The sequence below is a fragment of the Brachybacterium sp. GCM10030252 genome (assembly GCF_042666535.1).
In the GTDB taxonomy this organism is placed as follows: Bacteria; Actinomycetota; Actinomycetes; order Actinomycetales; family Dermabacteraceae; genus Brachybacterium.
Genome location: NZ_JBHTDM010000036.1, coordinates 173,647 through 189,992, shown reverse-complemented (window position 1 = coordinate 189,992; position 16,346 = coordinate 173,647). Strand labels below are relative to the sequence as shown.

17 protein-coding genes are annotated in these 16,346 nt (G+C 70.8%); 6 read left to right on the top strand and 11 right to left on the bottom strand.

Annotated features, from left to right (window positions below):
• Positions 1 to 101: 101 nt before the first annotated feature.
• Together ACFQRJ_RS17035 and hflX are read right to left on the bottom strand one after the other, a co-directional pair.
• Positions 102 to 2,132 (bottom strand): ATP-dependent DNA helicase, encoded by a 2,031-nt coding sequence (locus tag ACFQRJ_RS17035; protein WP_377020415.1) that lies wholly within the window; start codon positions 2,130 to 2,132, stop codon positions 102 to 104.
• A 35-nt stretch (positions 2,133 to 2,167) separates the two neighbouring features.
• Positions 2,168 to 3,736 (bottom strand): GTPase HflX, encoded by a 1,569-nt coding sequence (gene hflX, locus ACFQRJ_RS17030; RefSeq protein WP_377020414.1) that lies wholly within the window; start codon positions 3,734 to 3,736, stop codon positions 2,168 to 2,170.
• Positions 3,737 to 3,970: 234 nt separating this feature from the next.
• Between hflX and ACFQRJ_RS17025 the strand changes: the two genes are divergently transcribed.
• Complete coding sequence (locus ACFQRJ_RS17025) at positions 3,971 to 4,585, top strand: class I SAM-dependent methyltransferase (RefSeq protein WP_377020412.1); 615 nt, start codon at positions 3,971 to 3,973, stop codon at positions 4,583 to 4,585.
• Between the two features lie 37 nt (positions 4,586 to 4,622).
• On the opposite strand, the gene dapF is transcribed toward ACFQRJ_RS17025, so the two are convergent.
• Positions 4,623 to 5,471, bottom strand: coding sequence for a diaminopimelate epimerase (dapF, locus tag ACFQRJ_RS17020; RefSeq protein WP_377020411.1), 849 nt, complete (start codon positions 5,469 to 5,471; stop codon positions 4,623 to 4,625).
• A 9-nt stretch (positions 5,472 to 5,480) separates the two neighbouring features.
• Positions 5,481 to 6,557, bottom strand: a complete 1,077-nt coding sequence (miaA, locus tag ACFQRJ_RS17015; RefSeq protein ID WP_377020410.1) for a tRNA (adenosine(37)-N6)-dimethylallyltransferase MiaA — start codon at positions 6,555 to 6,557, stop codon at positions 5,481 to 5,483.
• Between the two features lie 147 nt (positions 6,558 to 6,704).
• Here miaA and ACFQRJ_RS17010 point away from each other — a divergent pair, with 147 nt between their 5' ends.
• The gene (locus ACFQRJ_RS17010) at positions 6,705 to 7,190 is read left to right on the top strand and encodes a YbjN domain-containing protein (protein ID WP_377020409.1); all 486 of its coding nucleotides are present in this window, start codon (positions 6,705 to 6,707) and stop codon (positions 7,188 to 7,190) included.
• 11 nt (positions 7,191 to 7,201) lie between these two features.
• Here ACFQRJ_RS17010 and miaB read toward each other — a convergent pair whose 3' ends face one another.
• Complete coding sequence (gene miaB, locus ACFQRJ_RS17005; protein ID WP_377020408.1) at positions 7,202 to 8,833, bottom strand: tRNA (N6-isopentenyl adenosine(37)-C2)-methylthiotransferase MiaB; 1,632 nt, start codon at positions 8,831 to 8,833, stop codon at positions 7,202 to 7,204.
• A gap of 241 nt (positions 8,834 to 9,074) precedes the next feature.
• Here miaB and ACFQRJ_RS17000 point away from each other — a divergent pair, with 241 nt between their 5' ends.
• The 4 genes from ACFQRJ_RS17000 to ACFQRJ_RS16985 all read left to right on the top strand — a co-directional run bounded on the left by ACFQRJ_RS17000 (position 9,075) and on the right by ACFQRJ_RS16985 (position 12,380).
• Entirely contained in the window at positions 9,075 to 9,854 is a 780-nt protein-coding gene (locus ACFQRJ_RS17000; RefSeq protein ID WP_377020407.1) for an amino acid ABC transporter ATP-binding protein, read from the top strand.
• 34 nt (positions 9,855 to 9,888) lie between these two features.
• Complete coding sequence (locus ACFQRJ_RS16995; protein ID WP_377020406.1) at positions 9,889 to 10,782, top strand: transporter substrate-binding domain-containing protein; 894 nt, start codon at positions 9,889 to 9,891, stop codon at positions 10,780 to 10,782.
• A gap of 84 nt (positions 10,783 to 10,866) precedes the next feature.
• Positions 10,867 to 11,514, top strand: a complete 648-nt coding sequence (locus tag ACFQRJ_RS16990; protein ID WP_377020405.1) for an amino acid ABC transporter permease — start codon at positions 10,867 to 10,869, stop codon at positions 11,512 to 11,514.
• Positions 11,511 to 12,380, top strand: coding sequence for an amino acid ABC transporter permease (locus ACFQRJ_RS16985; protein WP_377020404.1), 870 nt, complete (start codon positions 11,511 to 11,513; stop codon positions 12,378 to 12,380). Before ACFQRJ_RS16990 ends, ACFQRJ_RS16985 begins: the two co-directional genes overlap by 4 nt.
• A 58-nt stretch (positions 12,381 to 12,438) precedes the next feature.
• Here the strand turns inward: ACFQRJ_RS16985 and ACFQRJ_RS16980 are convergent, their stop codons facing one another.
• From ACFQRJ_RS16980 to pgsA, 6 genes are all read right to left on the bottom strand, one after another.
• A complete protein-coding gene (locus ACFQRJ_RS16980; protein ID WP_377020403.1) occupies positions 12,439 to 13,107 on the bottom strand; it encodes a regulatory protein RecX in 669 nt (222 codons plus the stop codon).
• Between the two features lie 3 nt (positions 13,108 to 13,110).
• Positions 13,111 to 14,223: a recombinase RecA gene (gene recA, locus ACFQRJ_RS16975; RefSeq protein WP_377020402.1), complete on the bottom strand. Its 1,113-nt coding sequence runs from the start codon at positions 14,221 to 14,223 to the stop codon at positions 13,111 to 13,113.
• A gap of 260 nt (positions 14,224 to 14,483) precedes the next feature.
• Positions 14,484 to 14,708 (bottom strand): DUF3046 domain-containing protein, encoded by a 225-nt coding sequence (locus ACFQRJ_RS16970; RefSeq protein ID WP_377020401.1) that lies wholly within the window; start codon positions 14,706 to 14,708, stop codon positions 14,484 to 14,486.
• A 1-nt stretch (position 14,709) separates the two neighbouring features.
• On the bottom strand, positions 14,710 to 15,015 hold the full coding sequence (locus tag ACFQRJ_RS16965; protein WP_377020422.1) for a helix-turn-helix domain-containing protein: 306 nt from the start codon (positions 15,013 to 15,015) through the stop codon (positions 14,710 to 14,712).
• A gap of 220 nt (positions 15,016 to 15,235) precedes the next feature.
• A complete protein-coding gene (locus ACFQRJ_RS16960; RefSeq protein ID WP_377020400.1) occupies positions 15,236 to 15,718 on the bottom strand; it encodes a CinA family protein in 483 nt (160 codons plus the stop codon).
• Positions 15,702 to 16,310 carry a CDP-diacylglycerol--glycerol-3-phosphate 3-phosphatidyltransferase gene (gene pgsA / locus ACFQRJ_RS16955; protein ID WP_377020399.1) on the bottom strand — a complete coding sequence of 203 codons (609 nt, stop codon included), beginning with the start codon at positions 16,308 to 16,310 and terminating at the stop codon, positions 15,702 to 15,704. The genes ACFQRJ_RS16960 and pgsA overlap by 17 nt, the downstream gene beginning before the upstream one ends.
• Between the last annotated feature and the right edge of the window lie 36 nt (positions 16,311 to 16,346).

The window sequence follows — 16,346 nt, the reverse complement described above, 5'->3', positions numbered from 1 at the left end:
GCGAACCCCGAGAAGCACCCCGTGAACGCCGAAGCGGGGGCACCCACCGGCCAGTGGATGCCCCCGCTTCACCCTGCACACTTGACAGAAGGACCTACATATCAGCTCTCGGCGAGACGGCGCAGCGCGCCGAGCGCGACCTCCGGGTCTGAGGTCGGCCACAGCGGAGGCATGGACTCCCGCAGGAATCCTCCGTACCGGGCCGTTGCCAGTCGCGGATCCAGCACGGCGACCATCCCGCGGTCCTCGTGCGACCGGATCAGGCGCCCGGCGCCCTGAGCCATCAGCAGCGCGGCGTGCTGGGCGGAGACCGACATGAACCCGTTGCCCCCGCGCTGACCGATCCGCTCCTGACGGGCCGAGGTCAGCGGCTCATCGGGGCGCGGGAAGGGGATCCGGTCGATGGTGACCAGACGCAGCGAGCGACCCGAGACGTCCACGCCCTGCCAGAGGGTGAGCGTTCCGAACAGGCTCGCGTCCTCGTCGTCGCGGAAGATCCGCACCAGGTTGGCCATCGAGTCCTCGCCCTGGACCCCGATCGTGAGATCGAGGCGGGCCCGCACGTGCTCCGCGGCGAGCTCGGCCCCACGCCGGGAGGAGAACAGGCACAGCGCTCCCCCGCGCGAGGCCTCGACCAGATCGGTGAGATGGTCGAGCATCGCGGGCGACGGCCCCTCGCGCCCGGGCTGGGGAAGGTGGCGCGCGGTGTAGAGGATGCCCTGGCGGCGGTACGCGAACGGGCTCCCGACGTCCAGCCCGGCCCACGCGCTCGAGTTCTCCAGCGGCGGGACGGCGTCCGGCTCCATCCGGTCCGCTCGCGCAAGGCCCACCTCTCCGGCAGCGGGTTCGAACCGGCCGCCGAGGGCGAGCGTGGCCGAGGTGAGAACGGCAGTGCGGCTCTCCAGGATCGCGCCTCGCATGGCCGCGGCCACGCTGAGCGGCGCGACCTGGATGCTGGAGCGCCCGGTCGCCGGGGAGTGCGAGACCGAGACCACGTCGTCCTCCCCCGGGGACGCCAGTCGTTCACAGACGTCGATGATCTCCTGGAGGTTCGCCCTCACGGCCTTGCGGGACCCCGCCGCGCCGACGGTGCCGTCCTCGCCGGCGTCCTTGGCGTCGGAGTGCGCGGTACGGGCCTCGATACGCAACTGCTGGATCGCGTCGGCGAGCCGGTCCGGCAGGTCCCCGATCACTCGGCCGTCCGGCGCGAGTTCGAGCGCTTCACGCAGCTCCTCGGAGGCGTCGTCGAGCGCCGTGGCGGCCACACCCAGCCCGCGCAGGTCCCGCACCGTGCCGCGCAGCATCCCGGGGCTGAGCACCTCGGTGACGGCACCCGTCACGCGCCCGGAGAGGTCATGCGCCTCGTCGAAGACGACGACGTCGTGCTCGGGGATGATGCCGTGGTTGTCGAAGGCATCGATCGCCAGGAGCGCGTGGTTGGTCACGATGATGTCGACCTCGCGGGCCAGCTCCCGGCTGCGCTCGGCGAAGCACGAATCCACCATCGGGCACGTCCCGCCCAGACACTGGGAGCCGGTGACGGAGACCTGGCGCCAGGCGCGGTCGGAGACGGGATCGGCGAGGGAGTCGCGGTCTCCGCTGTCGGTCTCCTCCGCCCACTCGCGCAGTCGCCGCACCTGGTCCCCCAGGCGTTCGCTGCCGGTGCGGGCGGGGTCCGTCGAGGCCTCCGCGAACAGGGCCCCCGGGTCGATGTCGACCGGATAGCCGCCGTCGATCTTGTGGCGGCACAGGTAGTTGCCGCGTCCCTTCAGCAGCGAGAAGGTCGGGGTCCGGGGCAGGTGCGGGGCGAGGGCCTCGACGAGCCGCGGCAGGTCCTTGCGGACGATCTGCGTCTGCAGCGCGATGGTCGCCGTGGAGATGACCACGGGCCGGCGGCTGACCAGCGCGTGCCGCAGCGCAGGGACCAGATAGGCCAAGGACTTGCCGGTGCCCGTGCCCGCCTGCACCAGCAGATGGCGACCGCCGCTCATCGCCGTCCCCACCGCCTCGGCCATGGCCTGCTGACCCGGCCGCGGCGACCCGCCGATGGCCGAGACCGCCGCGTCCATCAGGGCGGTCAGCTCGATGTCGGCGGATCCCGGGGCGGTGCCGGGATCAGTGAGAGCGGTCATCTCTCCAGCGTATCCGCGCCGGATCCGAGGACGGCTCAGGCCGCGCCGTTGAGCTCTGCGGCGAGCGCCTCATCCACGCGGGCATGCAGCTTCGTGCCCTCCATGAGGTGCTCCTCGGAGAGCACCTCTCCCGTGGTGTGGACCCTGGAGACGAGGTCTCCCCGGAAGTAGGGCACGAGCACGTCGACCTCGACCGCGGGGCGGGGCAGTCGCTCGGCGATCCGCTCGCGCAGCTCCTCGATCCCCATCCCGGTGCGCGCGGAGACCACGACGGAATCCCCCACCACGCTGCGCAGGCGGGCGATGGTCTCCGGCTCGGCGATGTCGGCCTTGTTCAGCACCACGATCTCGGGGACGTCGAAGCCCTCCAGCTCCCCGAGGACCGTGCGCACGGCCCGGATCTGACCCTCGGGATCGGGGTGGGAGGCATCGACCACATGCAGCAGCAGATCGGCGTCGCCGACCTCCTCGAGCGTGGAGCGGAACGCTTCGATCAGCTGCGTGGGCAGGTGCCGCACGAAGCCGACGGTGTCGGCGTAGGTGAATTCGCGACCGTCCGGCGTGGCCGAGCGCCGCACCGTCGGGTCCAGGGTCGCGAACAGGGCGTTCTCGACCAGCGCCCCGGCGCCGGTGAGCCGGTTCAGCAGCGAGGACTTGCCGGCATTGGTGTATCCGGCGATCGCCACGGCGGGGACCTGGTTGCGCTTGCGGTCGGCGCGCTGGGCGTCTCGGCCCGGCTTCATCGCGCGGATCTCGCGGCGCAGTTTGGACATGCGGTCGCGGATGCGCCGCCGGTCGAGTTCGATCTTCGTCTCACCGGGACCGCGCGACCCCATCCCCGCGCCGCCCGCGGCGACACGGCCGCCGGCCTGCCGGGACATCGATTCGCCCCAGCCGCGGAGCCGCGGGAGCAGGTACTCGAGCTGGGCCAGCTCGACCTGTGCCTTGCCCTCGCGGGAGCGGGCGTGCTGGGCGAAGATGTCCAGGATCAGCGCGGTGCGGTCGATGACCTTGACCTTGATGATGTCCTCGAGCGCGCGGCGCTGGCCGGGAGCGAGCTCGCCGTCGGCGATCACAGTGTCCGCCCCGGTGGCCGTCACGATGTCGGCGAGCTCGGCGGCCTTGCCGCGGCCGAGGAAGGTGGCCGGGTCAGGGTGGGCTCGGCGCTGCAGGATCCCGTCGAGCACCTCGGAGCCGGCGGTCTCGGCGAGCGCCGCCAGCTCGTGCAGGCTGGTCTCCGCCTCCTCGGCGTTGCCCGAGGTGTAGAGGCCGGCCAGCACCACGCGCTCCAGGCGCAGCTGGCGGTACTCGACCTCGGTGACGTCCTCGAGCTCGGTCGACAGTCCCGCCACGCGGCGCAGGGCCTGACGGTCGGCGAGATCGAGCTGTTCGCCGTCGGCGTCGGAGGTGAAGCCGGCCGACGGGGCCGCGGCCTCGCCGCGGGAGAGGATCCGCTCGGTCAGGGGGTCCCGGTGGGGGGACGCCGGGGAGGGCGTCTCCGGGCCGGTGGAGTTGGCGGTGCGGTCCTCGGCCCCGGGCCTTCCCATGGTGGTCCCGTCGACGTCCGTGTCGGATTCGGGTTCTGGATGGAAAGCAATGGGCACGATCGGGGCACTCCTCGGGTGGGACAACGTGGTTCCTCCAGAATCCCACGCCCGGCCATCGCGGTCGAGAGATTTTGCCCAGGGCGCATCGGGGATCACGACCATCCGGTCCGCAGGGAGCCCGTGCCCCGGCCTGCGGGCAGCTCAGGCCCAGGGTCCGCAGGGAGCCGGCGCCTCCTCCGCCGCACCTGTCCCCGGGCGCTGCGCCGACGGCGAGATCCGTATCCTGCTGGGGTGGACGAGCACTACTTCACCCCCTCCCCCGCGTCCGAGGACCGACGCTTCCCGCTGCGTGTGCGTCTGGCCGGTCGTGATCTCGAGCTCGTCTCGAGCGCCTCGGTGTTCAGCGGTCATGGCCTGGACAAGGCGACCGCCGTCCTGCTGGACCGGCTCGACGAGATCACGGAGCCGCCACCGGGGGCGAGGATCCTCGATCTGGGATGCGGGTGGGGTCCGATCGCGCTGACCGCGGCCCTGCTTCGGCCCGATGCGGAGGTGTGGGCCGTGGACGTCAGTGAGCGTGCACGGCAGCTGACCGCCGAGAACGCCGACGGGCTGGGACTGGAGAACGTGCGAGTGGTCGCACCGGAGGAGTTCCCGGAGGACATCGCCCTGGAGGCGATCTGGTCGAATCCGCCGATCAGGATCGGCAAACAGGCTCTGCACGAGCTGCTGCTGACGTGGACGGCGAGGCTGTCACCGCACGGGACGGCCGCTCTCGTCGTCGGCAAGAATCTGGGCGCTGACCCGCTCGCCCGCTGGCTCGACCAGCAGCTGAGCGCGCGGGAGGTCGCGAAGGTGGCCAGTGCGAAGGGGTTCCGGGTCCTGGAGGTCGGCCCGGCCCGCTGAGCCCCCCGGTCACCGGCCCCGGGCAGCGTCGGCCTTCTCAGATCAGCGTGACGCCGTCGGCCACCAGCACGGCCGGTCCCGTCAGCGTGACCTCGCCGACCCCGGTCCAGCCCACCTGCAGGGTGCCGCCGGGTACGTCCACTCGCCACGGCTGCCGCGAGCCGTCCCCGGCGCGCAGCGCCGCGGCGACCGCGACGGCGGCGACGCCGGTACCGCACGAGCGGGTCTCGCCCACGCCGCGTTCGAACACCCGCATCGCCACGTGGCGCTCCCCGCGCTCGGAGACCAGCTCGATGTTGGCGCCGTCGGCGGGCTCGGGGTCGAGGACCGGCCGACGGGAGAGGTCGAGCTCGTCGAGGGCCAGCTCGGCGGGGAGGAAGGCGACGGCGTGGGGATTGCCCATGTCTACGTCGGTCGCGGCCAGTGCGCGCCCCGCGATCTCGACGGTGCGCGAGTCCTCGCCGATCCTGCTCGGCCCCATCCCCACGCGCACGGACCAGCTCGGGGAACCGGCGTCCGGGTGCGCCAGGATCTCGATGGTGCGGAGTCCGGACCGGGTCCAGATCTCGAAGCGGTCCTCCTGGACGTGGGCGGCGCGCTGCAGATGCGCGGCGAGCACGCGCACGCCGTTGCCGCACATCTCGGCGGTCGATCCGTCGGCGTTGCGGTAGTCCATGAACCACTCCGGGGCGTCGCCGGGAGCGTCGATGCCGGCCCGCTGTGTGCGGACGGCGCGGATCACCCCGTCGGCGCCGACGCCGGAGCGGCGATCGCACAGCGCGGCGACGGTCGCCGGGTCCAGGTCCAACTCGCCCTCGGGGTCGTCCAGGAGCACGAAATCGTTCTCGGTCCCGTGCCCCTTGGTGAATCGCATGCTCTCGGTCATGGTCCGAGCCTATGTCTCTTCGTCCTGCGGTGCCGTGATCGGCGCCTCGCTCCCGGCCCGCGCGGTCTCGATCACGGTCATCGCACGAGCGAGCGCGCGCTCGAGGTCGCCGGTTCCGCCGCCTGCGGGGGCATCGATCCACTGCACCCGCGCGTCCCGGCGGAACCAGGTGTCCTGTTTGCGCACCAGCCGGCGGGTTCCGACGACGGTGGCCTCGATGGCCTCCTGGCAGGTCATCGCGCCGTCGAGCACAGCCAGGCCCTGTTCGTAGCCGATCGCGCGGCGCGCTGTCAGGCCCCGGTCGAGCCCGCGCTCCCGCAGCCCCCGGATCTCCTCGAGCAGCCCGCGCTCCACCATCACCTCGACCCGTCGCGCGATGCGCTCGTGCAGCTCGGTCCGGTCCAGGCGCAGCCCGATCTGCAGGGTGCGGGGGTCCGCGTAGTGCGGCCGGGGCAGGAACGCCGTGAAGGGTCGGCCGGTGAGTTCGCCGACCTCCAGCGCCCGCACGATCCGACGGGTGTCCTGGGGTCCGATCACGTCGGCCGCCTCGGGGTCGGTCCGTGCCAGCTCGTCATGCAGGGCGCGCGGGCCGATCTCCTCAGCGCGCGCCTCCAGTCGCGCGCGGAGGGCGGCGTCCGTCGGGGGGAACTCGATGTCGTCCAGCACGGCCCGCACGTAGAGACCGGAGCCGCCGACCAGGATCGGGACCCGCCCCCGGGCGCGGATGTGCGCGATGGCGGCACGGGCCTGCTGCTGATACGCGGAGACGCTCGCCTCTTCGGTCACCTCGAGCACGTCCAGCAGATGATGGGGGACACCGTCCCGCTCCCCCGGCGGCACCTTCGCGGTGCCGATGTCCATGCCGCGGTAGAACTGGAGGGCGTCGGCGTTGACCACCTCGCCGCCGAGGCGGCGGGCCAGGGCGATGGCGAGATCTGACTTCCCCGTGGCGGTGGCGCCCACGATCGCGATCAGCGGCGCCTCGATCGCATCGGCCACGCCCGCCTCCCCGTCCTCCTCACGTCCGGGAGGAGGCCCGGTCCGCGCCTGCTCCGGGGCGCGGCGCGCATGAGGCTCGGAATCCATGCTCGGCACCTTAGCCTGCGGCGTTGCTCGCAGTCAGCGGAATCACGGCCGGCGCCCAGTTCAGGATCCGGTTGGAGGGAGTAATGTGTGCGGCGGTCCGGGCCCCGGGCCGATCCGCATCTCCTAGAGCACTGTCCGAGGTTGGAAGTGACTGCACCGCACGAGTCCCCCGAACTGACGGACTCGACCGATTCTCTGGCCCCGATGTCCCTCAAGAGGGTCGAGGAGTGCCTGACGCGGCACGGGTATGCGTTCGTCGAGGACGAGGAGCACCCGGAGATCCTCCGCGCCCGCTTCGATGACTACCGGTTCCAGTTCATGCTCTCCGGCGAGGACCATGGCGTCCTGCAGACCCGCGGCCGCTGGAGCCACTCCGTGGACATCTCCCGCAAGGTCGAGATGATCAAGCTCTGCAACGAGTGGAACATGAACCGGATCTGGCCCAAGGTCTACGTGCGCCGGGAGTCCGAGGGACTGCTCGGCGTGTACGGCGAGCTGGCCGCGGATTTCCGGGCCGGCGCGCTGGACTCCCAGCTCGACAGCGCCATCAAGTGCGGCCTCAGCACCGTGATCGCCTTCTTCCGCAGCCTCGAGGAGCGCCTCGGGGCGGAGCTGGACGAGCTCGACAGCTGAGGCTTCCCCGCTCAGGGCGTGCGCAGGCTCGGCATCCCGAGGGTGACGGGCCCCTCGGACGCACCGCCGTGGCCGGTGCCGCAGGCTGAGCCCGTATCCAGACCCTGCACCCCGGCCTCCCAGGCGTCGCCGGAACGGGTGCGTCGCACCGAGAACTGTTCGGGCGAGGGCTCCGTCCCCGGGGCCGCGGCCAGCGCGCTGTCCGCGATCAGGTAGTGCGGGGCGGCACGGGTGACGGTCGCGGTGACCAGATCCCCCGGTCGGGGGCGAGATGCGGCCGGCAGACCCTGCGGCAGGGAGAGGTGGACCAGGCGATGGTCGCGGGCGCGTCCCGAGATGCGCTGGGTGCGCTCGTCGCGGTCGCCTTCGCCCTCGGCCGCGAGCACCTCCACGACGCTGCCTTCGAGCTTCTGGTTCTCCTCGTAGGTGATGCGGTCCTGGAGCGCCGTCAGCCGTTCGTAGCGCTCCTGGACGACCTCCTTGGGCACCTGGTCCTCCATGGTCGCCGCCGGCGTGCCCGGGCGGATCGAGTACTGGAAGGTGAAGGCGCTGGAGAAGCGCGAGGACTCGACCACATCGAGGGTGGCCTGGAAGTCCTCCTCGGTCTCGCCGGGGAAGCCGACGATGATGTCGGTGGTGATCGCGGCCTCGGGGATCTGCTCGCGCACCCGGTCCAGGATGCCGAGGAACTTCTTGGAGCGGTAGGAGCGCTTCATCCGCCGCAGCACGGCGTCGGACCCGGACTGGAGCGGCATGTGCAACTGCGGCATGACGTTCGGCGTCTCGGCCATCGCCTCGATGACGTCGTCGGTGAGCATCGCGGGGTGCGGCGAGGTGAACCGGACCCGTTCCAGACCATCGATGTCGCCGCAGGCTCGCAGGAGCTTCGCGAAGGCGCCACGGTCTCCGAACTCGACCCCGTAGGAGTTCACGTTCTGACCCAGCAGCGTCACCTCATTGGCGCCGGCGGCGACCACGTCACGGACCTCGGCGAGGATCTCTCCGGGCCGGCGGTCCTTCTCCGTGCCGCGCAGCGAGGGCACGATGCAGAACGTGCAGGTGTTGTTGCAGCCGACGCTGATGGAGACCCATGCCGCGTAGGAGGACTCGCGCTTGGTGGGCAGCGTCGAGGGGAAGGTCTCGAGCGAGTCGAGGATCTCGACCTGCGCCTCGCGGTTGTGCTGGGCGCGGTCCAGCAGCACCGGCAGGGAGCCGATGTTGTGGGTGCCGAAGACGACGTCGACCCAGGGGGCGCGCTCGACGATGGCGGCGCGGTCCTTCTGCGCGAGGCACCCGCCGACCGCGATCTGCATGCCGGGATGGGCGTCCTTGCCGGGACGCAGGGCCCCGAGGGTCCCGTAGAGCTTGTTGTCCGCGTTCTCGCGCACCGCACAGGTGTTGAACACGACCACGTCGACCTCGCCGCGACGGGGCTCGGCTCCGGGGCGCGCGGCGACATAGCCGGCGTCCTCGAGCATGCCGGTCAGGCGCTCGGAGTCGTGGACGTTCATCTGGCAGCCGAAGGTGCGCACCTGGTAGGTGCCGCGCGGCTCACCGGGGGTCGCACCGCCGGCCCCATGCGGGGACGGCGCGGCGGATGCGTCGGGCTGTGAAGCGAGAGAGCTGGAGACACTGAGCGACATAGTGGCACCAGGGTACGGCGGACACGGCCGCGCTGTGCTCTGCCCGCCCGCGCGCCACGGGCTCCGCCCGCCCGGGCGCCACGGGCTGCACCCCGCACGCCGGCCATGGGCCCGCCCGGCCTCATCCGACAGCCCTCACCAGCACCTTCACCCGCTCTCACACGCTCTGAGAAGGTCACAAAGTCGTGACGGTGCGGCCGGGCGGCAGGGAGCAGGCGCAGCTGTGCCATAGCGTGCGCGTATGACTCAGATCAGCCCCGGAGTTGCGGCGGGACGGCCGTCGACGCAAAGCCTCGTCTCCCTCTCGGGTGTCCAGAAGCATTTCGGTGACCTGCATGTCCTCCAGGACATCGATCTCGAGGTCTCCGCCGGCGAGGTGGTGGTGGTGCTCGGCCCGTCGGGCTCCGGCAAGTCGACGCTGTGCCGCACCATCAATCGCCTCGAGACCATCGACGCCGGCGAGATCCGCATCGATGGCCAGGCCCTGCCCACGTCGGGGCCGGGGCTGGCGGCTCTGCGTTCCGAGGTCGGCATGGTCTTCCAGGCGTTCAACCTCTTCGCGCACAAGACCGTGCTCCAGAACGTCACCGTCGCGCCGATCAAGGTCAAGGGCATCCCGCGACGCGAGGCCGAGCGCAGCGGCATGGAGCTGCTGGAACGGGTGGGCGTGGCCGATCAGGCCGACAAGCTGCCCGCGCAGCTCTCCGGTGGCCAGCAGCAGCGCGTGGCCATCGCCCGCTCCCTGGCCATGAACCCGAAGGTGATGCTCTTCGACGAGCCCACGTCGGCGCTCGACCCCGAGATGATCAGTGAGGTCATCGAGGTGATGACGGGACTGGCCCAGGACGGCATGACGATGATCGTCGTCACCCACGAGATGGGCTTCGCGCGCCGCACCGCGGACCGGGTCGTGTTCATGGATGCCGGACGCATCCTCGAGGTCCGTACGCCCGAGGAGTTCTTCTCCGCTCCCCAGACCGACCGTGCCCGGGACTTCCTGGGCAAGATCCTCGACCACTGACCGCATCGCCCACGCCCCTTCGAAGGAGAACATCATGAGCAGGTCCCTGAACCGACGCCTCTTCCTGACCGGCACGGCCGGCACCGTCGCCGCCGCCACCCTGGCGGCCTGCGGCGGCAGCGGCGAGAGCGGCGGCGAGCCCGAGGTCCAGGACGTCGCCGCCGGTGACTTCCCCGAGGGCTCGACCATGGCCGCCCTCGCGGAGGCCGGCAGCATCACCATCGGCACCAAGTTCGACCAGCCCCTGTTCGGCCAGGCCGGGCCCGACGGCGATCCGGTCGGCTTCGACGTCGAGATCGGCAAGATCGTCGCCGGCGCCCTCGGCATCGATCCCGAGAACATCGAATGGAGGGAGACGGTCTCCGCGAACCGTGAACCCTTCCTCGAGGGCGGGCAGGTCGACATCGTCGTGGCGACCTACTCCATCACCGACGAGCGCAAGGAAGTCGTGGACTTCGCCGGGCCGTACTACGTCGCCGGCCAGGCGCTGATGGTCCTCGCCGACAACGAGGACATCACCGGGGAGGACTCGCTGGCCGGCAAGACGGTCGCCTCCGTGGAGGGATCCACGCCGGCGCAGTACATCCGCGACAACCACCCCGACGCCGAGCTGCAGACCTTCGACACGTACTCCAACTGCGTCACGGCCCTCACCAACGGTCAGGTCGAGGCGGTGACCACGGACAACGTGATCCTGGCGGGCTTCGTCGAGCAGGATCCGGACAACCTGAAACTGGTGAACGACGGAGAGACCTTCACCGACGAGCCCTACGGCATCGGCCTGGCGCTGGGCGATGACGACTTCCGCAGCTTCCTCAACGACACGCTGGAGGCCGCCTACGAGGACGGCTCCTGGCAGACCGCCTGGGAGGAGACCGCAGGCAGCGTGCTGCCGACTCCCGAACCGCCCGAGGTCGACCGCTACTGAGCGCCCGACCGCCCAGATCCCCCCTCGTCCCCCGTCGGGCCGGCTCGTCCTGAGCCGGCCCGACGCCCCTGCCAGGAGCTGCCCGTGGATACGTTCGTCATCGAACGCGACATGCTGTGGACCGCCTTCAGCACGACGCTGACGCTGGCCGTGCTCGCCGGCCTGATCTCGCTGGTGGCCGGGACCGTCATCGCCGGAATGCGAGTCTCCCCGTACGCTCCGCTGCGCGCCCTGGCCACCGGGTACACCGAGTTCCTCCGGAACACGCCGCTGACGATCGTGTTCTTCTTCTATGTGTTCGTGACCCCGTCGATGGGCTTCACGTTCGGGTACAAGACGGCAGCCGTCATCGCGCTGTCGTGCTACACCTCGGCCTTCGTCGCCGAGGCGGTGCGCTCGGGCGTCAACTCGGTCGCGGTGGGCCAGGCCGAGGCGGCCCGATCGCTGGGCATGTCGTTCACGCAGAACCTGAGCATCGTCGTGCTCCCCCAGGCTTTCCGCACCGCCATCCCGCCGCTGATCAGCGTGTTCATCGCTCTGGTGAAGAACACGTCGGTCGCCGGGGCCTTCAGCGTGCTGGAGCTGTTCGCGATGTCCCGCCGGTTGACCAACGTCTACTCGGCCGATGTCATCGCGATCCTGGTCGGCGTGGCCGCGTGCTATCTGATCATCTGCATCCCGCTGGGCCAACTGGCAGGACACCTCGAGCGGAAGGTGGCGTTCGCCCGATGACGACCGGACCCGTCCTGTACGACGTCGCCGGCCCTGCGGAGAGGCGGCGGTCCCGCCTCATCTCCGGGGTCCTCACGGTGGTGCTGCTCGTGGGCGCCGGCCTGTTCGCCTACCGCCTGTACCTCAATGGGGTGTTCGACGACCGCTGGGCCGTACTGGTCGACGTCCCGACGAACTTCGCAGGCTTCGAGACCCGCCATGTCTGGCAGGCGATCTTCCGCGGGCTGGGCAATACGTTGCTGGCAGCGGTGATAGCGCTGCCGCTGGCCGCCCTGCTGGCGGTGGTGCTGGTCTCGGTGCGAGCCTCCCCCATCGCTCCGCTGCGGTGGCTGGCGACCGGGATCATCGAGATCTTCCGCGGCCTGCCGGTCGTGCTGGTGATGTTCTTCGGCATCCTGGTGCTGCCCGGGGCCACGCCGCTGATGGCCGTCGTGTTCGGGCTCGTGCTGTACAACAGCGCCGTCTTCGCGGAGATCCTGCGGGCCGGCATCACCGCCCTGCCCAAGGGACAGACGGAGGCGGCCCAGTCGGTGGGGATGGGCCCGATGCTCATCTACCGCGACATCCAACTGCCTCAGGCCGTGCGGATGATGCTGCCCTCGCTCATCGCTCAGGGCGTGGTGCTGGTCAAGGATTCCTCGCTGGGCTACATCGTGGGCTACGCCGAACTGCTGCGAGGGGTCAGCCGGGTCTCGGACGCCCTGACCAACGCGGCGTACCTCCTGCCGCTGCTCGCGGTGGGCGCGGCCATCTACATCGCGCTGAACATCACGCTGTCACGGGTGGCAGTGTGGGTTCAGCACCGCAGCAGCCTGGCGCGGAAGGCTCCCGCGCGGGTCACCGGGGCGGCAGAGGTCCCGGACTGAGCCGACGTCTCCTCGCGGTACCACCGGGCCCGCGGTACTACTCGGCGGCGGCACGCAGCTACTCGGCGGCGGCACGCAGCTCGCCGGCGATCACTCGCACCGCGAGGTCACCGGGGTAGCCCTTGCGGGTGAGCAGGGCGTCCAGCCGCCTCGACAACCGACGGCGGTGGCTTCCGTCCCTCTCGGTGCGCAGCCGTTCCCGGTCGCGATCGCCCAGGCGCGAGCGCACGAGGTCTCGGCACCGCGCCTCCTCGTCGCTCTCTCCTGCGGCCAGCGCCGCGTCGATGTCCGCCGCGGCGACGCGCCGGTCCTCGAGCTCGCGTCGCAGCGCCTCGTCACCCAGTGCGCGCAGGGTGCGGCGCTGCTGGACCCATTCGTGGGCGAAGGCGGTGTCATCGAGCAGTCCGGCCCGCTCGATACGGGCCATCGCCTCATGGGCGATCGCGGCGGGAACCTCTCGCTGGTCGAGGCGGTCACGCAGCTCCCCGGCCGATCGCCGGCGCATGGACAGCAGCCGCATCAGATAGCGGCACTCGTGCACGACCGCCTTCTCACGCTCGTTGGCCTCCGGGTCCGGGCCGTTTCTGGGCGCGTCGAGAATCTGGCGCGTGCGGCGCTCAAGGCGCTCGCGCACCGCCGCCTCGGCCGGATCTTTCTGCGCAAGGAGAGCGGCGCCGGCGCCCTGAGGGTCGCCGGCGCCGCTCGTGATGCCGTGACGGTGCGCCATCGATCAGATGGTGGCGGGGACGTCCTCGTCGAGGAACTCATCCTCGCCGAGCGCGGCTGCAGGCGCCTCGCTCGCCTCGCCCTCGGGTGCGGCCTGTTCCGCGGCGTACTTCCCGACACCGAGGGTGCGCAGGATCTTCTCCTCGATCTCCACCGCGAGATCCGGGTTGTCCTTGAGGAACTGGCGGGCGTTCTCCTTGCCCTGCCCCAGCTGGTCCCCTTCGTAGGTGAACCATGCCCCGGACTTGCGGACCACGCCGTGCTCGACCCCGAGATCGATCAGCCCTCCTTCGCGGGAGATGCCCTCCCCGTAGAGGATGTCGAACTCGGCCTGCTTGAAGGGCGGGGCCATCTTGTTCTTGGCGATCTTGACCCGGGTGCGGTTACCCACGGAATCGGTGCCGGCCTTCAGCGTCTCGATGCGCCGGATGTCCATGCGCACGGAGGCGTAGAACTTCAGTGCCTTGCCGCCGGTGGTGGTCTCGGGGCTGCCGAAGAACACGCCGATCTTCTCGCGCAGCTGGTTGATGAAGATGGCGGTGGTGCCCGAGGAGGACAGGGCGCCGGCGAGCTTGCGCAGCGCCTGGGACATGAGGCGGGCCTGGAGACCCACATGCGAGTCGCCCATCTCGCCCTCGATCTCGGCCTTGGGCACGAGGGCCGCGACGGAGTCGATCACCACGATGTCGAGTGCGCCGGAGCGGATCAGCATGTCGGTGATCTCGAGGGCCTGCTCGCCGGTGTCCGGCTGGGAGACCAGCAGTGCGTCGATGTCCACGCCCAGCTTCTTGGCGTACTCCGGATCCATCGCGTGCTCGGCGTCGATGAACGCGGCGATGCCGCCGTTGCGCTGTGCGTTGGCCACCGCGTGCAGGGCGAGCGTGGTCTTGCCGGAGGACTCCGGGCCGTAGATCTCGACGATGCGGCCGCGGGGCAGGCCGCCGACCCCGAGCGCGGCGTCCAGGGCCACGGAGCCGGTGGGGATAACCTCGACCGGCGGCCTGGTGTCATCGCCCAGACGCATGATCGAGCCCTTGCCGAACTGGCGGTCGATCTGGGCGAGGGCGTTGTCGAGCGAGGAGCCGCGATCCTTCGAGGCTGTCTTCGGTGCAGGCATGAGCTTCGTTCCTTCCAAGGGGCCGGGAGTGCCGACGTATTGACCTTGCGGCCACACTAGGCGGCGGCCCCGACATCCGCCGCCGCCCCGATGTCCGTGTGGACGGATGAGGAGTGGGGAGGAAAAACGCGACCGTGCGGATGGTGCCGGGGAGACCGTCGATCCCCACCATACCGAACACGCGTTCGAACACGCGAGAGGATCGGTCGTGTCGCGGCGTGTCGCGCTCCGTCACGGATCAGCGCCGGATCAGGCCCGCCTCAGCGCCGTCGCTGCTCGGCGGGGACCTCCCAGCGCTGGGACTCGGGAACGTCCATGGCGTCGCACAGAGCGGTCCACACCAGACGCACCGCGACCCCGCGCTCGAGGGCCTGCTCGGCGGTCAGACCGCCGGTCTCCTCGAGCACGAGGTCGCGTGTGTAGGTGCGGGCCAGGACCGGGCCGAAGACGTGATCGGCCAGTTCCGTGAACTCGCTGCGCCGCACCTCAGCGGGCGCCGACCAGCGGGGCCGCGTCGTCGGCGAGACCCTCGGGCACGGTGTCGGGGATGCTGACGCGCTCGGCGACGGCGAAGCGGTCGGACACCTCGCGCAGGACGAAGGACAGCGGGAGGCCGAGAGCCTCGGTCACGGAGACCAGCAGTTCGCTGGAGGCCTCCTTCTGGCCGCGCTCGATCTCGCTGAGATATCCCAGGGATACACGGGCATCGGAGGACACCTGCCGCAGCGTTCGGCCCTGGGAACGGCGCGCATCGCGCAGGACGTCCCCGAGCTCCTGACGGAAAAGGACCATGGCCTTGCCTCCGTTCCTCTGGTTGATCTGATGATGGTGCACCCCGTGGGTGCGGTGCGTCGAAGTCATCACGATCAGAACAACGCGGCCACCCCCGTGAGTGTTCCCCAGAGTGTAGTGGCCTCGCTCCCAGCGCCCGCTGGGAATTGTGTATGGCGAACCTGGGAGCGCGACGTCCGCGCCACCGCGCCGGATCGATAGCGCTGACCGGCGGATTCGCTCAGTCCTCGAGTTCGGCCGCCAGCTCATCGAGCGCCGCCTCGACCGCCGCGGCCCGGATGCGCGCTCTTCCGCCGCTGAGATGCAGTTCACGCGTTCGCGTGCGGCCCCCGCGGCGAGCCAGGCCCAGGACCACGGTGCCCTCCGCGACGCCGCGCTCGTCCGGGCCGGGCCCGGCGACCCCCGTGGTCGCGACCGCGAGGTCCGTGCCATAGAGCTCGAGCGCTCCCTCCGCCATCGCCGACGCGACCTGCGCGGTCACCGCTCCCGTCTCGCGCAGCAGCCCGGCGTCCACGCCGAGCACCGCCGTCTTCGCGTCGTAGGAGTAGCAGGCCGCTCCCCCGGCGACCACAGCGCTCGCGCCGGGGACGTCCACCAGGCGCGCAACGACCGCTCCCGCGGTCAACGACTCGGCCGTGGCGATCGTCCATCCCCGCTCAGCGGCCCGCGCGATGACGACGGCCGGATCAGAGGCCATCGTCATGGCCCGGGCCGCCGGCGAGGGCCTCACGGCGCAGTCGCAGCCCGTCCTTCAGATTCACCAGGCCGGACCATACGGTCAGCACGACGGCCAGCAGCACCAGGGCCAGGCCGAGCCAGCGAGCCGGCTGCCACCACAGCTCGAACGGGATCAGGCAGAAGGTGATGGCGACGGTCTGGACCATGGTCTTCGCCTTGCCGGCCGCATTGGCCGGCAGCGCGCCGTACTTGAGGATCGTGAACCGCATGACGGTGATCCCGATCTCGCGCACCAGGATCAGGATCGTCATCCACCACGGCACGTACTCCCACACCGAGAGCATGATCAGCGCGGCCCCGGTCATCGCCTTGTCCGCGATCGGGTCCACGATCTTGCCGAAGTCGGTGATCAGGTTCCGGCTGCGCGCGAGGTGACCGTCGAGGTAGTCGGTGATCATGGCCAGGACGAACACCGCGGCCACGAGCAGCCGCCCACCGATCGACTCGGGGTAGAGCACGGCGAGCACCACCAGCAGGGGCACCATCGCGCACCGCACTATGGTGAGGATGTTCGCGATGTTCCAGAGCGGGACCGGATCCGTGCGGGGTGTGGTCATCGGTGCTCCTGCTGTGCGAGGTGGGCGGCGGGTGGC